This is a genomic window from Mycolicibacterium lutetiense (assembly GCF_017876775.1).
In the GTDB taxonomy this organism is placed as follows: domain Bacteria; phylum Actinomycetota; class Actinomycetes; order Mycobacteriales; family Mycobacteriaceae; genus Mycobacterium; species Mycobacterium lutetiense.
Genome location: NZ_JAGIOP010000001.1, coordinates 889337 through 906512, shown reverse-complemented (window position 1 = coordinate 906512; position 17176 = coordinate 889337). Strand labels below are relative to the sequence as shown.

Annotated in this window: 14 protein-coding genes and 2 pseudogenes; 2 read left to right on the top strand and 14 right to left on the bottom strand. The window is 65.4% G+C overall.

The features are described 5' to 3' along the window. Positions 1 to 157: 157 nt before the first annotated feature. From JOF57_RS04435 to JOF57_RS04410, 6 genes and pseudogenes are all read right to left on the bottom strand, one after another. Positions 158 to 973: an SDR family NAD(P)-dependent oxidoreductase gene (locus JOF57_RS04435; protein WP_209914010.1), complete on the bottom strand. Its 816-nt coding sequence runs from the start codon at positions 971 to 973 to the stop codon at positions 158 to 160. After that, on the bottom strand, positions 970 to 1794 hold the full coding sequence (locus tag JOF57_RS04430) for an alpha/beta fold hydrolase (protein WP_209914007.1): 825 nt from the start codon (positions 1792 to 1794) through the stop codon (positions 970 to 972). Before JOF57_RS04430 ends, JOF57_RS04435 begins: the two co-directional genes overlap by 4 nt. Positions 1795 to 2621: 827 nt before the next feature. Then, entirely contained in the window at positions 2622 to 3203 is a 582-nt protein-coding gene (locus JOF57_RS04425; protein ID WP_209914004.1) for a DUF4185 domain-containing protein, read from the bottom strand. Positions 3204 to 3337: 134 nt separating this feature from the next. Continuing rightward, positions 3338 to 4724 (bottom strand): annotated as a pseudogene (locus JOF57_RS04420) (ISL3 family transposase). A 42-nt stretch (positions 4725 to 4766) separates the two neighbouring features. Next, positions 4767 to 5720, bottom strand: coding sequence for a hypothetical protein (locus JOF57_RS04415; protein ID WP_209914001.1), 954 nt, complete (start codon positions 5718 to 5720; stop codon positions 4767 to 4769). A 256-nt stretch (positions 5721 to 5976) separates the two neighbouring features. Next, positions 5977 to 6213, bottom strand: a pseudogene (locus JOF57_RS04410) (NADPH-dependent FMN reductase); the annotation flags it as partial. A gap of 37 nt (positions 6214 to 6250) precedes the next feature. Between JOF57_RS04410 and JOF57_RS04405 the strand changes: the two are divergent. Together JOF57_RS04405 and JOF57_RS04400 are read left to right on the top strand one after the other, a co-directional pair. Then, positions 6251 to 7312 (top strand): alpha/beta fold hydrolase, encoded by a 1062-nt coding sequence (locus JOF57_RS04405; protein WP_234937709.1) that lies wholly within the window; start codon positions 6251 to 6253, stop codon positions 7310 to 7312. Between the two features lie 80 nt (positions 7313 to 7392). Next, positions 7393 to 8052, top strand: a complete 660-nt coding sequence (locus tag JOF57_RS04400; RefSeq protein WP_234937708.1) for a class I SAM-dependent methyltransferase — start codon at positions 7393 to 7395, stop codon at positions 8050 to 8052. A 7-nt stretch (positions 8053 to 8059) separates the two neighbouring features. Here JOF57_RS04400 and JOF57_RS04395 read toward each other — a convergent pair whose 3' ends face one another. The 8 genes from JOF57_RS04395 to JOF57_RS04360 are packed head-to-tail and all read right to left on the bottom strand — an operon-like array spanning position 8060 to position 17067. Next, positions 8060 to 8641: an NADPH-dependent FMN reductase gene (locus tag JOF57_RS04395; RefSeq protein ID WP_209913994.1), complete on the bottom strand. Its 582-nt coding sequence runs from the start codon at positions 8639 to 8641 to the stop codon at positions 8060 to 8062. A gap of 6 nt (positions 8642 to 8647) precedes the next feature. Further along, on the bottom strand, positions 8648 to 9634 hold the full coding sequence (locus JOF57_RS04390) for a cyclase family protein (protein WP_209915800.1): 987 nt from the start codon (positions 9632 to 9634) through the stop codon (positions 8648 to 8650). Positions 9635 to 9647: 13 nt separating this feature from the next. Next, positions 9648 to 10481 (bottom strand): coniferyl-alcohol dehydrogenase, encoded by an 834-nt coding sequence (locus JOF57_RS04385; RefSeq protein WP_209913990.1) that lies wholly within the window; start codon positions 10479 to 10481, stop codon positions 9648 to 9650. A gap of 1 nt (position 10482) precedes the next feature. After that, positions 10483 to 11790, bottom strand: a complete 1308-nt coding sequence (locus JOF57_RS04380; protein ID WP_209913987.1) for an LLM class flavin-dependent oxidoreductase — start codon at positions 11788 to 11790, stop codon at positions 10483 to 10485. Continuing rightward, complete coding sequence (locus tag JOF57_RS04375; protein WP_209913986.1) at positions 11787 to 13601, bottom strand: FAD-binding protein; 1815 nt, start codon at positions 13599 to 13601, stop codon at positions 11787 to 11789. The genes JOF57_RS04380 and JOF57_RS04375 overlap by 4 nt, the downstream gene beginning before the upstream one ends. Further along, entirely contained in the window at positions 13598 to 14521 is a 924-nt protein-coding gene (locus JOF57_RS04370; RefSeq protein ID WP_234937707.1) for a 3-carboxyethylcatechol 2,3-dioxygenase, read from the bottom strand. Before JOF57_RS04370 ends, JOF57_RS04375 begins: the two co-directional genes overlap by 4 nt. Continuing rightward, positions 14478 to 16187, bottom strand: a complete 1710-nt coding sequence (locus JOF57_RS04365; protein ID WP_407666554.1) for a bifunctional 3-(3-hydroxy-phenyl)propionate/3-hydroxycinnamic acid hydroxylase — start codon at positions 16185 to 16187, stop codon at positions 14478 to 14480. Before JOF57_RS04365 ends, JOF57_RS04370 begins: the two co-directional genes overlap by 44 nt. Beyond that, positions 16153 to 17067 carry an alpha/beta fold hydrolase gene (locus JOF57_RS04360; RefSeq protein ID WP_209913979.1) on the bottom strand — a complete coding sequence of 305 codons (915 nt, stop codon included), beginning with the start codon at positions 17065 to 17067 and terminating at the stop codon, positions 16153 to 16155. The genes JOF57_RS04365 and JOF57_RS04360 overlap by 35 nt, the downstream gene beginning before the upstream one ends. Between the last annotated feature and the right edge of the window lie 109 nt (positions 17068 to 17176).

The window sequence follows — 17176 nt, the reverse complement described above, 5'->3', positions numbered from 1 at the left end:
GCCCCTCCTGTAATTAAGTCAAGCAGTTGATTTAAATCGCCCACACGCAAGTCGAAGTCGCAGGATCACACCTGACGCTCGGTCCAGACCGGCGTTGAGATTGCGGCCACGGTCGCGGTTCTGCGCAGGTCACGACCCTGAGCGCAATCTCAACCCGTCAAGACTGCGGCTTGGACTTGCGGACGATCACCTTGCCTGCGACCGTGCCCCCGTCGATCGGCAGCACGGTTCCGGTCACATACCGCGAGCGGTCCGTGGCGAAGTAGAGCGCCGCCTCGGCCACGTCCTCGACCGTGCCCTCCCGCTTGAGCGGGCGGTCGGCCTGCATCTGGGCCCGGATCCCGGCCTCGAACTCCTCGATGCGCTCGCGCTCCTCAGGCGACGCCGACTTGGCCACGATCGCGGTGCGGATATTGCCCGGCGCGATGGCATTGACGCGGATCTCGTAGTGGGCCAACTCGATCGCCGCGGACTTGGTGAACTGGATGACCGCGGCCTTGGAAGCGCGGTAGGTCATCACTCCACCACCGGCTTGCATGCCACCGATCGAGGTCAGGTTGAGAATCGAACCGCCGCCGTGCTCGGCCATGTACCGCGCGGCATCGCGGGTGCCGGCCATCACCGCACGGACGTTGACCCGCATCACGGTGTCGAAATCGGCCAGATCGTCTTCGAGGAAGCGACGGTGCATTCGGCCCGAGACCCCGGCGTTGTTGACCATGACGTCCAGGCCGCCGTAGGTCGCCACCGCAGTCGACACCAGTTGCCCGACCTGCTCGACGTCGCTGACATCGGTGAGCAGGAACCGCGCATTCTCGCCGAGCTCGTCGGCCAGCGCCTTGCCGCCCTGCTCGTCGACGTCGCCGATCATCACCTTGGCGCCCTCGGCGGCGAACCGGCGCACCAACCCTTCGCCGAGGCCCGACGCACCGCCGGTCACTACGGCAACTTTTCCGGCCAGTTCGTTACTCATCGCACCTCTTTCAGGAATTCCAGCAGCACCGCGATGAGCGCGGCGGGCTGTTCGATCTGCGGGCAGTGCCCCGCGCCGGCGATCACCGCACTGCGGGCATCGCCGATCTGACCGGCGATCTCGGCGGCCCAACCGGACGGCAGCAGCTTGTCACGATCGCCCTCGACGATCATGGACGGCACACCGATGCGGTCATATGCCCGCTGCGACGACGGCATCGCCGGCGCCTCCAGGCCGGGCCGCCGAAACCGGGCCGCGGCCAAGGTTTCCCAAGCCCCCGGCGCGATGCTCGACTCGTACCGCCGTTGCACATATGCCTCGTCGTCCGGATAGGCCGGATCGGCAAACAGTGCGGTGACGATGCGTCGCATCCCGTCGATGGTGGCGTCGTAGTCGTACAACGCCGCCGAATGTTCGTTGCGCTGGATCTCCCCTCCCCCGCAGATCGCGGTGAGCGATCGCACCGGGAGCCGCGGGGCATCCGAGGTGGCGTCGACGAGCAGGTTGATCGCCCCCATCGAGTTGCCGACGAAATGCGCTTCAGCGATGCCGAGTTCGGCGCAGAACGCGGCGATGTGCCGGATCCGCATGCCGCGGCCGTCGTTGAAATCGAGGACCTTGGCACTCTCGCCGAAGCCCAGCATGTCCGGTGCCAGCACCCGGTAGTGGCCGGCCAGGTCGCCGATGGCGCGCTCCCAACCCAGTTCGGCGCCGGCGCCGAACTCACCGCCGTGCAGCAGCACGACGGGGTCCCCGGATCCGGCTTCGAGGTAGCTGGTGGTCAGACCGTCGACGACGATCGTTCTGCGTGCGAAGTCCACGGCCACACGATACTGATATTTTCCGAATCGGAGAACATCATTCTCAGATTGGCGAGATGACCAGAGTGCTTAATCGAGTGGGGCCAGCCCGCCGCCGTTTGCGGCCGCTTCAAGCGCGGAGTCGCTCATCGCCGAAAGATTATCGACGTTCACCGCGTGGACGCCAGCGATCAAGGCATTTCGCGACAATGACGGCGTAACTCAAGTCCAATGGCGATTGAGGTTCCTCGGCAGCCTGCGCAATCGGTGTGAGCAATGGCTACGTCTCGCAGACCTTGACTCCTCATACCTTTGGCAGCCACCCCGACCACGACGGCGACAGGATAAAACCGCGACCCTGCCGATCTCTACACGCCGTAGTTTCTGAACCGTCCACCCCGCAGATCACTCCATCAACCGTGATCGAATGCATCGCAGGAAGGGTGTTGACACCAACGGAGCGGTCGTCCGACGGAACAACGGGCTTCAATCCCGAAGAAGTTCCAATCCAATTGACTCGTGGCGCACCTTTCGAAGTCGGAGACGCCGGGGGGAGACCGGGCAAATTGTTGCCAGTGCACTGCGCTTGCCCGGAGAGAAAGTTGCAGATAACACCATCTGGGGTCTCGAAGTACACCTGTATCGCTGGCATCCCGGGCGTTGAAGCATCTAGCGCATAGTCACTGACGTCGACCGGTTCGTAGCTTCCAATATCGGGAAACTTGGGCGGGTCCGCGTGGGCACTGCAGGCACTCACCACAGCAACAACAAGTACGCCCGCACCTGCCGTAAACGACTTAGCGATCATGCTGTCCTATCGGAATCAATGTGGGCAACGTTATCAACGGTCAGTCATTCGGGTTTACTCGGAACTGCCCGACGGTGTACGGGCTGCCGGTGTCGGTGTTCCATTGGCTTACCAGAATATCCATATTGTCTAGCGTGGCGCCGGGCAATATGTAACCGCCATAGTTCTGAGGAACCTTGCCAGGCTCGCCCCAATGGCCGCCCTGAGCCACGACGGTCTTGGCTGAGTCGGTGAAAATCTGAGTCGGGTCATCACCAGCTCCGACCAACACTTCGACATTGCCCGTACTGCCATTGAATCCCGATAGAACCGGCCGTCCGTCAACTTCACGGAAGCTCAACTCGCCGTATCGGTCAGGACTTATTGGCGTGGTGGCAACATCGCCCGGTTGACCCCAGTCCTGCCCAGTCCACGGCTGCCAGGCATCGCGGTTCGTAACTTGATCAGCGTCGACCTGATACATGGTGACACCCTGGTTGCGGTCAAAGGTATCGGCGGCGATGTACACATTGCCGTCATCTGCCTCGAATCCGCTGATCTGCGAGGGAACGCTACCGGGCGCACTGCCCGATGGTTCGGGTCGTTCGGTAGCGGGGCCGGAGCCGATTCCCATGGCCTCCATGAGTCCTTGCCTCCAGGCACATCGACAGGGACCAAGCCCCGCCCGTTCGAAAGGTCGGTGCCCTTGTTGACCTCCACCAGCCAGGATCCACCTTTGGGAGGCAGGCCTTCGTTTGTATTGGTGGCTCTTCCGACTTAGCAGGGGCGGAGCCTGGTTCTGGATGGCGCTCGCCGTGATTGGCGGGTGCAGGCCCACCGTACGCGGCGGCGTTGGTTGTCCGGTGTTCTGAATCCGAACGCGATTCGGCCGACGTGTTTGACGATTCTGTTGTAGCCCTCGCTGCGGGCGTTGGACAGCCCGGTGGTGATGGCCAGGATCATCGGTTCCTGCCACGCGGAGATGGTTTCGGCGAGCTTGACGATCTCGGGTACCGAGCACGCCGCGCAGAACGTGTAGAACCGGTACAGCGCGTCGCCGATCTCGTAGCGCAGACCGCCACGGTCGGTGCAGGCCAGCACATCTCGCAGCAGTTCCTTGGCGATCCAGGCCGCCGCGATGTCCCCGTTGGGGTCTGCGCAGGTCAGTTTCTCGAACAGCGTGTGGCGTTGATCGTCGGTCAGCCGTTCGGCGGCGCGCAGCAGCCGGCGGCGGTTGATCCACTCCGGATCGCTCTTGTGCCCGCGGCGTCCGCGGTAGGTCTGGGTGACGCGGCGGCGAACCCGATCGACCATCTCGTTGGCCTTCTTCACGAGATGAAAGCGATCCACGATCAGCTTCGCGTGCGGCAACGCCTCGCGGGCGGCCTTGGCGTAGGCCCCCGACATGTCGATCGCGACGAACTCGATCCCGTCCCTCCACGCCTGCTCGCGCTGGGTCAGCCAGTCGGTCACCGGCCGCGCGGCACGCCCGTTGACCTGGACCAGCAACCCGCCGGCGCCGGTGATGTCGACCAGGCCGCTGTCCCAGCGGTCCACCCACGCCCGGGCCCCGGTCTCCGGGCAGGTCTCCCACTTGGCCTTCCCGCGGCGGGTCTCATCGATGCCCAGCACCCGCACCGGGGGCGGTTCACCGGCCAGGACCGGATCCGCGGTGGCGATCACCGCGTCATGGCAGGTGTTCCAGCTACAGCCATACGCGGCGGCGACGGCCTTGACCGAGCGGTCGTCGTCGAGGACCGCCAGGGCCATCTCCGCCTTGGCTCGCACCGTCACCCGAGCCCGCGGCGGGATCGACGGCGTCGACTCAGTGAATGACCTGCGTTCGCAGGAGGTGTTGGTGCACAACCATTTCCGCTTTCGCCACATGATCAGCGGCCGGTCCGCACCGATCTTGATGTCCCGGGGCCGAGTCGTGACCCAACCCCTCGACCGCGACGATCTGGTTCGGCAGTCCGGGCAGATCCCGACCCACTCGAGCGCTGTGCCCACCTCAACGATGCGGACATCGCCGTCATCGACTTGCACGGACTCCACGGTGATGCCGTCGAGTCCAAGCAGCAGGGAACCACTATTGTCAGACATGCTCGCGCCTTTGCTCTGGATGCGTAGAGAACACCCAGTTGACAAGGGCGCGAGCCCTCAATCAGTCACCGACACGAACCCAATCGGTCACACCAGACCCCCATCAAGTCGGAAGAGCCGTATTGGTTCCCACCACCATCATGACGGTACGTCCGTCGCGCATCTGGATGCTGCCCGAAGGCAACGCATTGTTGGCGCCCGCCTTAGCCACCGCCTCCGGCAGGGGAAACAACACGTTGGGACTGCCGTCTGGTCCAGTGATTGGCTCGCCGAACTGTGGACGCCCATCTGCGTCGAATGTGACAGGTACCGCGACCGACGGATAATGGGTTCCATCGCCTTGTTTGTCACCTGTGTACGAGTCGCCGAATATCGCAACCTTCTGGCCATTCGGCAGTTCGATGATTTCGCCGAGATCGGCGGCCTTGATACCAGGGATTCCGGGGTAAGCGCCCGTCCCTGCCACAGGCCCCAGATTGCGGACTTCACCTTCCGTCAACGGTCCGCCGGAAATACCCGGCAACAGCAGATCTTGCAGCGTCGTCGGCGTATCTCCAGCAGCGACCCCTGTCGCGGTCGCAATCGCCTGTGCCAGATCACAATCGACCGCAGCGCCAGCGGCTAGAACCTTTGCGACCCGCTCCTGCAAATCGGTAACCTTGTCCGCGACATTCTGTGCGGCCTCGGCATCGAGGTGTGCCGTATCTGGCGCTACCACCTGATTGGTGTCCGTGTTGACCCGAACGCCGGGTGCCTCGGCGGCATAATTCAGCAGGTCACGAACATCATTCGCCACGGTCTCGGCGTCAGCCTCGCATCCGTCCATCGCAGCTGCCGCCTTCTTCAGCTGTGCTGAGGCGACATCGTGCTGTCCGGCGATCATCAACATCGAACTCATCGCCGCACCAGCAGCCTGCCCCTCCCACGTCGACAGCGTCGCCAGCGACCGGTAAAACTCCGACGAATCTGAGTGGTTGTCAGCCATGTCGCGGGTGCCCTTGGCCAACTCCGCGATCTCGGGCGGCAAGAAAAGCAGCTCCCGCAGCGTTAGTGACACCCAGAGTTCCTCACAGCTCCGAGCCCGCGTCGTCAATCCCCTTGGCGGTAATTTCGTCCGTCTTGCCATAGCCGGTTGCCGCCTCGCGGTGCCCCTCTGCATGCCGGGTGAAATGCGCCCCGAACTGCACGCCGCGCTCCTCCCACGCGGCCAGCATCTGCGGCAACGCGGCGGCCGCCTGCCCTGACCCCAGCACGCTCCCGCCAACCCGAGCATGCGCCCCCTGGCACTTCTCGGCGAAGCTACCAGCCTGGCCGTCCAACTGTTCCGCGGCCACACGTAGCTCGGAGGGACTCACCCGCAACGCGTGACCGATCGAGCGCAACTGCGCCAGCGTTCCCACCGCAGCCTGCCACCCATAGACGCAACTAATGCACCCCCACGGGGTGCTGTCGAGGTAGACCCGCGGGTCCTCCCGCAGATCCTCGATATAGTCCAGCGCATTCTTGACCAGACCGGAGATCGCGCCGTGGTAGCCGGGCGAACCCACAATGCTTAATCTCGCGTTACAACGCTCGGCGGATGGTGTCATGAGTAGCGTCATGAAGGTGCTGGAGAAGTCCGAGATCCGGTTCCTTCCCCTCGGCGACCGCCGCATGGCCTACGAAATGCGTGGGGACGGTCCAACGCTCGTTGCCCCGGCCTGGTGGGTGAGCCATCTCGAACTCGACTGGCAGAACGAGCGCTTCCGCCGATTCTGGGAAGGCGTCGCCGACGGCTACACACTGATCCGCTACGACCGGCTCGGGGTCGGCATGTCGGACCGCATCCTGCGAGATTCGGATCTCAGCCTCGATGCGGAGGTTTCGACGCTGCATGCGCTTCTCGACGAACTCGAACTCGAACGGGTCTCGCTGATCGGCGGCTCATCGGGCAGTTGTACCGCCATCGCGTTTGCCGCGGCGTTCCCGGAGCGCGTCGAGCACCTGGTGCTGTACGGGTCGTATCCCGACGGCGCGGCGCTCACCGCTCCGGGCGTGGGCGACGCGATTCTGGCTGCGGTACGCGCACATTGGGGACTCGGCTCGCGTCTGCTCAGCGGCCTGTTCCTCGGCACATCCGACGTCGCCGAACAGGAGCGCTTTGCCCGGTTTCAGCGCGAGTCGGCGACCGCCGAGACCGCCGCTGCCTTGCTGGAACTGGTCTATCGCCTCGATGTCCGGACATACCTCCCCCTCGTTCGCCGACCGCCGCTGGTCGTGCATCGTCGCGACGACCGCGCGGTGCCGTCCCGGCTCGGTCGCGAGGTCGCCGCAGCGATTCCCGGCGCCACGTTCATCCCCCTGCCCGGAGGTGCGCACTTCCCGTGGCACGGTGATACCGATTCCGTGGTCCGCGCCTGCCGCCAGGAACTGGCACCGACGCAACCGCCCGCCGCCGTTGTGGACGCACCAGAATCGGTGCTGCTGTCCCGTCGTGAACGTGAGATCCTCGCCTGCGTCGCGCGCGGTCTCGGCGATCGCGAGATCGCGGAGCAATTGGTGCTGAGCCCGCATACCGTGCACCGCCACGTCGCGAACATCCGTCGCAAGCTGGGCCGCACCTCACGAACGGCCGCCGTCGCGGAGGCCGCGCGTCTCGGCCTCTTGTGAGGTGGCCGGAACAGGCCATCCACTAAAAATGGCCCCGCTGAGCGATGCGCGCCCGATGCCGCCGCTCCTACGTTCGAGGCATGACCGACATCATCAGTACCGACCTCGAACCGAGCCCACCGTCCAAGGCGTGGCTACGCATCATGGCCCTCTTGTACGACCCGTTCCTGTCGATGGGCGAGACCGTAGGAATGCGTCGCCGGCGGCACACCCTGCTGGCCGACGCCCGCGGTCGCGTCGTCGAGATCGGCTCTGGGACAGGGCTGAATCTCGCGCACTATCCCGACGAGATCCCCGAGCTGGTACTCACCGAACCTGAGCCGGGCATGCGGCGAAAACTCACGCGGCGTCTCCGGCGGCACGGCCGTAGCGCGCAGATCATCGACGCGCCTGCGGAGCAACTACCGCAGGCCGATGGGTCTGTGGACACCGTCGTCTCGACGCTCGCCCTGTGCACCGTCGGCGACCCCGAACACGCGCTGCGCGAGATCGCCCGCATCCTCCACCCGGACGGGCAGTTCCTGTTCATCGAACACGTGCGGGCCAACTCACGGTTCCTCGCGGCATGCCAGGACAAGCTAGTTGAGCCGTGGCGGCACTTCGCCGGCGGCTGCTGCTGCAACCGCGCGACCGTAGAGCTGATGCGCGCGTGCGGATTCACGGTCGTCACCGAGGACGCCGTGTGGCGCGGCATGCCATCGATCGTCCATCCGCTCGTCGTCGGCCGGGCGACACTGTGATCCGAAGCTATCGCACCGCTCCGCCTGCCCGGCCGAAGGTGAGCAGCTGGGTAGCCAACATCTCGAGTTGGCCCCGCACGGTTCCGTCGGCCAATTCGCCTGTCTCAGCCCAGATCTTGTCCGCTGAGTTGATCGCCACCCCCAGCGGAGTGGGCCAGGCCCGCAACGCGTGGCCGATCGAGCGCAGCTGGCCCAACGTCCCCACCGCGGCCTGCCAACCGTAGGCGCAGCTGATGCACCCCCACGGGGTGTTGTCGAGGTAGACCCGCGGGTCCTCCCGCAGATCCTCGATGTAGTCGAGTGCGTTCTTCACCAGGCCGGAGATCGCACCGTGGTACCCGGGCGAGCCCACCACCACGGCGTCGGCGTCCCGCAGCGCGGAGACGAACTCCAGCGCCGCGGGCGTGCGCTCCAAGGAATGCGGCGCGTACATCGGCAATTCCAGGTCCGGCCCGGCGAACATCCGCGTCCGACCTCCTTGCCGCTCCACGGATTCCAGGCAGTAGCGCACCGCCCGCTCGGTCGAGGAGTCGGCACGCAGGGTGCCGCCGAGCCCGACCACGAAGGGCACCTTCTCAGTTGACGTCATGGTTCCTCATTTGATCGCAATGGGATTCACCGGCGAACCGACGGCGCCGGTGACCCGCAACGGTGGGGCGATGAGCTGAAACTCGTACACCCCGTCGGCCGCGCAGTCCGCGGCCAACGCACCCAGATCCCAGTACTCACCGAGCATCAGGCCCATGTCCCGCAGGCACAGCATGTGCATGGGGAGGAAGGTGCCCTCCACACCGTTGGCCGGATCGGGGTCCTCGACCATCAGATTGTCGGCGGCGACGGCGGCCACCTGTTGGTCGTGCAGCCACGAGGCGCAGTGCCAGTCCAGACCGGATCCGGGTTCAGCTCCGTCACCGGTGGCCAGAAACCTTGTCCACCAACCGGTATGCACCACCACGATGTCACCGGGCGTGATGGATACGCCCTGAGCCCTGGCCGTATCGTCGAGCTCGGCCGGGGTGATCGGATTTCCCGGTTCGAGGAACTGCTCAGCACCGCGATGCCGCACCACGTCCAGCAGTACCCCGCGTGACGTGATGCCCTTGCCGTCGACCTTGTCGATGCCACAGTGGAAGGCACCGAAGCTGGTGACCGAATCGGCCGGGAATCCGTTGTAGAGCTTGTCCTCGTAGTAGACGTGCGACAGCGCATCCCACTGCGTGGCGGCCTGCAGCGGCATGACGATCATGTCGTCGTTGAAGCGGAACGGGTTGTCGACGAAGAACCCGCTGACCTCATGGGCCACCGAATTGCGCAGCCACTGCGGGCCGTACTGCGCCAAGGTGTTGGCATCACCGCCGTCCACGGTCATCACATGGGTCGGGTTCTGGCGGAACTGGAACGCCCCCTGCGGTCCGGCGGAGGAAAAGTCACCGCCGAGCGCGAACACCTTGCCCTGCTTGACCAGCGACGCCCCCTCGGCGACCTTGTCGGCGGTGATCAGATTGAGCGTGCCCAGCTCGTCATCGGAACCCCAACGGCCCCAATTGCGCACTTCGTCGGCGACTTTGCGGAAGTCGCTCATCGTCCCGGCCAACTCAGCTCCTCTGCTCAGAGTCGTCTACAGCATCGACCAAAGCCGACTCCCGTTCACCGAGAATGCCGCCATCGGCCCAGATCACCTGACCGGTGATGTAACTGGCTGCCGGGCTGCCCAGGAATGCCAGCACCGCGGCCTGTTCGGCAGGCTCGGATTTCCGGCCCAGCGGGGTGGTGAACTGGGCGAAGAACTGCTTTCCGTAGGCCGAGCTCAACTGGTCGAGGATCGGCGTCTGGGTCACCCCCGGCGCGGTGCAGTTGATCCGGATCCCACGGGCGCCGAGTTCGGCCACCCGCCGCATCCCGTAGAGAATCATGGCTTCCTTGGACAACCGGTAGCCGCCGTCGGCCAGGGCCTCGGGATTGTCGGCGCACCACTGCAACCCCTCGTCCACCGAACCGGTTCTGAGCAGACCCGCTGTGGTGGTGAGGTTTTCCCGATACCCAGATGCCGCCAACGAGGACACCGAGGTGATCGATCCGCCCGCGGGAATGCGGCCTTCCAGCAGTTCGGTGAACTGCCGGGTGCCCAGGAAGTTGATCCGTACCACCAGAAGCGGGTTGCCGATGCCCGAGGACACACCGGCCACGTTGAACAGGGCGTCCACCGGACCACCGACCGCGCCGGCGGCACGATCGACGGACTCCGGGTCCGCCAGGTCCAGTTCGATGAACTCCTCGGGCAGGTGATCGGGCGGTCGAATGTCCAGACCCGTCACCCGGGCGCCGAGCTCACCCAACGCGCGGGTGACCTCGGCGCCGATACCCGACGCGCAGCCGGTGACCACGACGTGTTTACCGTCGTAGCGCACCAGCTCGTCCAGGGCGGTCACCTCAGCTCGCGTTTCCGCGGGCTTCCTTCTCCGCCTGCGCCGCCTTGACCCGGCCCTCGTTGATCTCGGCCATCGCCTCAGGGATCTCACCGGCGGTAAACTTGTCGCGGCCGGTGGGCAGGCCACCGAAGGCGTAGGTCTCGTCGAACAGCGGGGCGTCGGACGGACGGCGACGCGCCTCGACCTTCTCGATCACCGGCGCCAGACGCTTGGCCTTGTTCGCCACGGCCTTTGCGTCGCGCTCGATGAACTCGGGCAGGATCTCTTTGCCCATGATCTCGATGGATTCCATGGTGCCCTCGTGGCTGCGCGGGTTGAGCAACAGGATGATCTCGTCGACCCCGCTCGCCTCGTAGCTGCGCAGGAATTCGCGCACGGTGTCGGGCGAACCGATGGCGCCGCGACCGGGCCCGTAGGCCAGCGTCGGATCCTCCTTGACCGCTTCCTGGTAGCGCTCCCACACCTTGGTGCGCCCGGGGGTGTGCATGCCGGTCAGGTAGTAGTGCATGATCCCGAACGAGAAGAAGCCACCGCCGATGCCCAGCCGCTTGAGTGCCTCGTCGTCGGACTTGGCCACCATCATCGACAGGTCACCGCCGATGGCCAGGATGTTGGGGTTGATCGCCGGGGTGATCGGCGCACCGCGCTCTTCGAATTCCTGGTAGTAACCGTCGACGCGCTCCTTGAGCGCCTCGGGGCCGGTGTAGGCGAAACTCAGTGCACCGATGGCCTTCTGGGCCGCCATCTGCACCGACGACGGGCGGGTGCAAGCCACCCAGACCGGCGGGTGCGGGCTCTGCAGCGGCTTGGGGATCACGTTGCGGGCAGGCATCTCGACGTGCTCGCCCTTGAAGCCGGTGAACGGGGCTTCGGTCATACAGCGGATGGAGACCTCGAGGGCCTCTTCCCACATGGTGCGCTTGTCCGCCGGGTCGATGTCGAAACCGCCCAACTCGGCGACCGAGGAGCCCTCACCGGTGCCGAACTCGACCCGTCCGTTGGACAGGTGATCCAGGGTGGCGACGCGCTCGGCGATGCGGGCCGGGTGGTTGATCGGCGGTGGCAGGTGCATGACACCGAAACCCAACCGAATGTCCTTGGTGCGCTGGCTGGCTGCGGCCAGGAACATTTCCGGCGCGGTCGAGTGGCAGTACTCCTCCAGGAAGTGGTGCTCAGTCAGCCAGACGGTGGAGAAGCCGGCCTTGTCGGCCGCCTCGACCTCGGTCAGTCCGTTCTGGAACAGCTGATGTTCGTCATCCTCCGACCACGGCCGAGGCAGTGGGAACTCGTAGAACAGCGAAATCTTCATCGGTTTCCTCCTGGGGTGTTGCTGACGTTGTCCTGGACTTGATGATTGACGGTGTGTGAAGCAGGTTGTGCGACAAGCTGTTCAGCTTGGAGATCGGCGATGTGTCTGGCTGCCACATACCCGAAGGTCATCGCGGGCCCGATCGTTGCGCCCGCGCCGGCGTAGCTGCGGCCCATGACCGCCGCCGAGACGTTGCCCACCGCATACAACCCGGCCACGGCCGACTCGTCGGCACGCAGGACCCGGGCATACTCGTCGGTGCGCAGCCCGCCGGAGGTGCCCAGGTCGCCGAGGATGATCTGGAATGCGTAGTACGGCGGCTTGCCGAGTGGACGCAGATTGGGGTTCGGCAGGGTCGGGTCCCCGTAGTAGTTGTCGTACGCGCTGTCGCCGCGGTTGAAGTCGTCGTCGTGCCCGCTGTGCGCCAACTGGTTGAACCGCTCGGCGGTTGCCCGCAGATTCTGTTCCGGCACACCGATTTTACCGGCCAACTCCGCCCAGCTGTGCGCTTCGACCACGACGCCGGAGTCCATCCAGGCCTGCGGAACCTTGCGCCCGGTGGGAACCGGCGCGAACGGGATCTTGGGGATGGGCAGGTGCCCGCCCACCACGTAACGGTGAAACGAGTCGATGTCGGTGACGAGCCAGCACGGGATGTGGTCGATACCGGACTGCTGTCCCTCGATCATGGCGTGGGCGAAGTCCATATAGGGCGCAGCCTCGTTGATGAACCGCTTGCCCTCGCCGTTGACCACGAACTGCGACGGCATCATCCGCTCGTTGAGCATGAACTGCAGCCGTCCGTCGGGCCAGCAGATGGCCGGGAACCACCACGCCTCATCGAGCAGTTCGGTCGCGGCGCCGGCCTTCTCACCGGCCCGGATACCGTCACCGGTGGCCGCCGGATTGCCGAAACTCCAATCCTTCTCGAGCAGCGGCAGATGTTCCTTACGCCACGCCATGTCATGGTCGAAGCCGCCGGAGGCCAGGATCACTCCCCCGGTGGCCTGGATTCTGACCGCCCGCCCATCTCTTTCGATGACCGCGCCCAGCACCGCGCCGTCCGCACCGGAGATCAGCGAGGTCATCGGCGCGTCCAGCCACAGCGGGACGTCGTGCTGCTTGAGCGCCAGCCGCATCCGGGCGGACAGCGACTGGCCGATCGCCGCCATCCGGTCACCGAACACCCGGGCCCGCACCATCCGCCAGATGAGTTTCAGCAGCACTGCCTTGCCGCGCCAGTTCTGCCTGACCTGGTAGAACAGCCGAAGATCCTTGGGGGCAAACCAGATTCCCCTGGGGGCCAGCGCCAACGGGGCCAGCAACTCCTGCTCGTGCTCGCCGAGCCGGCGCAGATCGATTTCCGGAACATTGATCGTGCTGCCCTGGGCGGAGCCACCCGGCAGCTCCGGGTAGTAATCGGCGTAGCCGGGCTTCCAGACGAACTCGAACCAGTCGCTGTTGTGCTCGAGAAAGTCCATCATCTCGGGTGCGGCCTCGACGTACTTGCGCAGCCTGGCATCGCTGACGGTGCCCTCGGTGATCTGCTTGAGGTAGTCGAACACCCCGTCCGGTGAGGGCACATAACCGGCCCGGCGCTGCGACGGCGCCCCGGGCACCCAGATACCGCCACCGGAAAGTGCGGTGGAACCGCCGAAGTGGGAGGACTTTTCGACCACGAGGGTTTTGAGGCCGGCCGCATCGGCCGCCAGCGCAGCCGTCATGCCGCCGCCCCCGGAACCGACGACGAGCACGTCCACCGTTTCGTCGAAGCCCTCATCGGCCGTCTGTGCAGTGGTGTCTGAAGTCATGCTGCGATCCCTACCGCCGTCCTGATTGCGAATCCTGCGATCAATTCCGGTGCCGCCCGGTAGAAGTGATTTCCGGTCCGGTACGGCCCACTGGCTGCGAGCGCCGCGAATGCGGCTACCCAGGTGCGGATTTCGTGCGCCGAGTTACCCCCTTCGCTGGCGATGAAGCCATTGGACCAGCTGTCCAGATCGGTCAGCCGGCCCTCGTCGAAGATCTCCAGCAGGCCGTGGTCCCACTCCGGGTTCAGCGGCCGTAACGCACTGTCACCGTGTGCGAAGTCGTGCGCAGCCTGGCTCACCGCGCTCTGCCGGGCCATCCGCTGTTGGTCGGTCATCGGGGCCCCGTGCACGATCCGGTCCAGCGCGGCCGGCGGTGCGGTGGCCAGCGTAGGCACCGGCGGGTCATGTGACAGGCCACCGGATCCCAGCACCAGCACCCGCTTGTCGAGGGTGCCCAGGAACGTGCCGACGGCTGCACCGAGTGCGCGGGAGCGCGACAACGGCCCCAGCGGTGTGGCCACCGAGTTGATGAAGATCGGCACGACGGGATGCGCGGTCGCCTCGCCGAACAACTCCTGCAGCGGCTGCACGGTGCCGTGGTCGACATCCATGCTCGTCGAGATCGCAATGTCGACACCGGACTCCCACACCGCCTCCGCGCATTGCTGCGCGATGTCGCCTGCGACGTCCAGCGCACCCTGGTGCGTTCCGTAGTCCCCGACTCCGGACGCGGCGGTGCCGATACAGAACGGGGGCATCAGCCGGTAGAAGAACCCGTTGTAATGATCCGGGGAGAAGGTCACGACCAGTTCAGGGTCGTAGTCGGTAACAAAGTCACGAGCACGACCGAGCGCCGAGCCGATCTCGTCGAGGAGCTCAGCCGACGGTCCCGGAAGATTCAGCAGTGGGCTGTGGGACATACAGCACAGGGCTACTGGCACCGTTCACTCCTCCCTCCATCAGATGCAGGACGTCGAACAAGGCTGCGCTGAGCTCTGGGGCGCGCTGGGCGATGTCGGCCCCGGCGATACACCGGTCCGGGCGCAGCACCAGCACCGATTCAGCGTGTACGTCGAACCACGATTTCAGCGCGCCCGTACAGTCCCCGACGATCACCACGGACCCGTCATCGTGGTCGGCGTCGTGCCCGGTCCAGAACAGCTGGGTCTGCGGCCGGGCGGCAATGAACGTCGCGCCCAGCGCTTTCCAGCGTTCATAGGCCTCCTCGCCGAGCAGCGCGCGAGGATTGTTGTTCCAGCACAGCACCGCGAAGTTCAGTCCGATCACGTCATCGAGGAGCACGTTCGACTGTTCGCGGGTATCGACCCGAGGTTGGATGAACAAGGTGCCCACGGGCGAGTCGGCCGTCGGCGGCTTCGGGTGGTAGACCGCGCCCTGCTCGTAGCGCGGCATCGGCTTGAACCGCATCTCGAGTACGTAGCGCTTGAGCGCCGGAACCACCGAAGCACCGCGAATGAGCTTGTCCCGCAACACCGCGACCTTGCGGTTGGTGGGCGAGATGACCCGTCCCACCAACGTGGACAGGTCGATCATCGCCCGGGCGTGCTTGCGACGCTCGGTGTCGTAACTGTCCAGCAGCGCATCGCCGGCCTGGCCGTTGACCACCGCGGCCAGCTTCCAGCCCAGGTTGGCCGCGTCGCGGATACCGCTGTTGTAGCCCTGCCCCTGCCACACCGGCATCAGGTGCGCGGCATCGCCGGCCAGCAGGAACCGGCCCTTGCGGAAGTTCCCCGCGATGCGGGAATGGTGGGTGTAGACGCGGCGACGGATCACGTCGACCTTGTCGGGATGTGGGACGTACGGGGCCAGCAGCCGGGCCACGAACTCGGGATCTTCCGCCTGCTCGTCGGTTTCGTCGGCGTGGATCATGAACTCGAACCGGCGGATACCGTGGGCGATCGAAATTGATGCGTACGGCCGGTCCGGATCGGCACCGACCTCGCTGTTGGGATGCCCCAGTGGATCATTGGCCAGATCCACCACCACCCAGCGAGTCGCCGACGTTGTGCCGTCGAACGACACCCCCGCGATGCGGCGGGTGACACTGCGTCCGCCGTCGCACCCGACCAGGTAGCGCGCCTGTACCGTGGGGATCTCCGGACCGAAGTCGACTTTCACCCCGTCGGCGGTCTCGACGGCCGAATCCATCCGACGCCCCCAGGCCACCTGCACGTGGTCGAACCGGTCCAGCCCGGCCAGCAGCTGCGCGTCGACCAGCGGCTGAACGAATCCGTTGCGCTTGGGCCAGCCGAATCGGGCATCCGGGGGAGCCATTTCGGCCAGCAACCGGCGGTTGCCGTCGTAGAACCGCAGGATCTGATTGGGCACCGTGTGCGGAAGAATCCCCTCCACCAGCCCGATGGACTGGAAGGTACGCAGCGATTCGTCATCGAGGCCGACACCACGCGGGTAGTCGATGAGCGTGTCGCGTTCCTCCACCACGAGTGTCCGGACACCCTGGATTCCAAGGACATTCGCCAGGGTCAGGCCAACCGGCCCAGCCCCGACGATGATGACGTCGACCACTTGGTCAGTCACGCGAGGTCCCCAGCAGAAAGTCCAGATGCAGGCGGTTGAAGGTCTCGGGGTCTTCGTACTGCGGCCAGTGCCCACAATCCGGCATCACCTCGAATGCCGCACCCGGGATCATCGAGGCGATGCGCCGACCTTCGCTGACGTCCGCGGTCGGGTCGTCACTGGTCCACAACACCAGGGTCGGCGCGGTGATCGAGCCGTATTCCTTCTCCCCCAGCAGGTTCCGTGCGCGGATCTCCGGATCCTGCAGTGCCATGATATCGCTCATCGCGCCCACGAAACCGGGCTGGCGGTACACGGCCTGCCGGCTGGCCACGATGTCGTCGTAATCCTTTGTCTTGTCGGCCATCAACCATTTGATCCGGGCCTGCACGGTTTCCCACGTCGGGTTCTCGGCGGCCGCCATCGACAGCATGATGATCCGCTTCATCACCTCGGGATCGGCCTGCGATCCACCGGCGGTGTTGAGGACCAACCGGTCGATGCGGTCGGGATGATCGGCAGCGGCCCGCGCCGCCACCCAACCGCCCAGCGATTCACCCGAGATGTGGGCTCGCTGCGCACCGATGGCGTCGAGGAAGCCGATCAGGTGATCGACGTAGTGCGACACCTCCAGCGGGTGGCCCGGCTTGTCGGTGTAGCCATGACCGAGCATGTCGATCGACCAGGTCGAGAAATGCTCGGCGTGGGATTCCAGATTGCGCACGTAGGCCTCGGCATGGCCGCCCGAACCGTGCAGCAGAACCAGCACAGGAAGTTTCCGGTCACCGGCATGCAAGTAGCGGGTACGGACCCCGCCCACATCGAGGTAGCCCTGCGAGAACGCCACGCCCTGCAGGTCAGCCCAGACACTCTCGTGCCCGGGAGCCGAAACGGAGCCGGATACCGGTCCGGCGGCAGTGCTAGTCATGATCCCCTCTCCGGAGGTTGGGAGAATGATATTCTCCGAATTTGTAAGCACTTTGCTCACATAGCGCACACCCACGTGCATTATTATCAGAGCATCACTCTCGCGGTTC

Excerpts from the sequence above, each read along its gene's own strand:
- JOF57_RS04390 (WP_209915800.1), bottom strand. The coding sequence starts at position 9,634 with ATGAGCGACTTCCGCAAAGTCGCCGACGAAGTGCGCAATTGGGGCCGT.
- JOF57_RS04360 (WP_209913979.1), bottom strand. The coding sequence starts at position 17,067 with ATGACTAGCACTGCCGCCGGACCGGTATCCGGCTCCGTTTCGGCTCCC.
- JOF57_RS04395 (WP_209913994.1), bottom strand. The coding sequence starts at position 8,641 with ATGACGTCAACTGAGAAGGTGCCCTTCGTGGTCGGGCTCGGCGGCACC.
- JOF57_RS04380 (WP_209913987.1), bottom strand. The coding sequence starts at position 11,790 with ATGAAGATTTCGCTGTTCTACGAGTTCCCACTGCCTCGGCCGTGGTCG.
- JOF57_RS04405 (WP_234937709.1), top strand. The coding sequence starts at position 6,251 with ATGAGTAGCGTCATGAAGGTGCTGGAGAAGTCCGAGATCCGGTTCCTT.
- JOF57_RS04400 (WP_234937708.1), top strand. The coding sequence starts at position 7,393 with ATGACCGACATCATCAGTACCGACCTCGAACCGAGCCCACCGTCCAAG.
- JOF57_RS04425 (WP_209914004.1), bottom strand. The coding sequence starts at position 3,203 with ATGGAGGCCATGGGAATCGGCTCCGGCCCCGCTACCGAACGACCCGAA.
- JOF57_RS04435 (WP_209914010.1), bottom strand. The coding sequence starts at position 973 with ATGAGTAACGAACTGGCCGGAAAAGTTGCCGTAGTGACCGGCGGTGCG.
- JOF57_RS04370 (WP_234937707.1), bottom strand. The coding sequence starts at position 14,521 with ATGTCCCACAGCCCACTGCTGAATCTTCCGGGACCGTCGGCTGAGCTC.
- JOF57_RS04375 (WP_209913986.1), bottom strand. The coding sequence starts at position 13,601 with ATGACTTCAGACACCACTGCACAGACGGCCGATGAGGGCTTCGACGAA.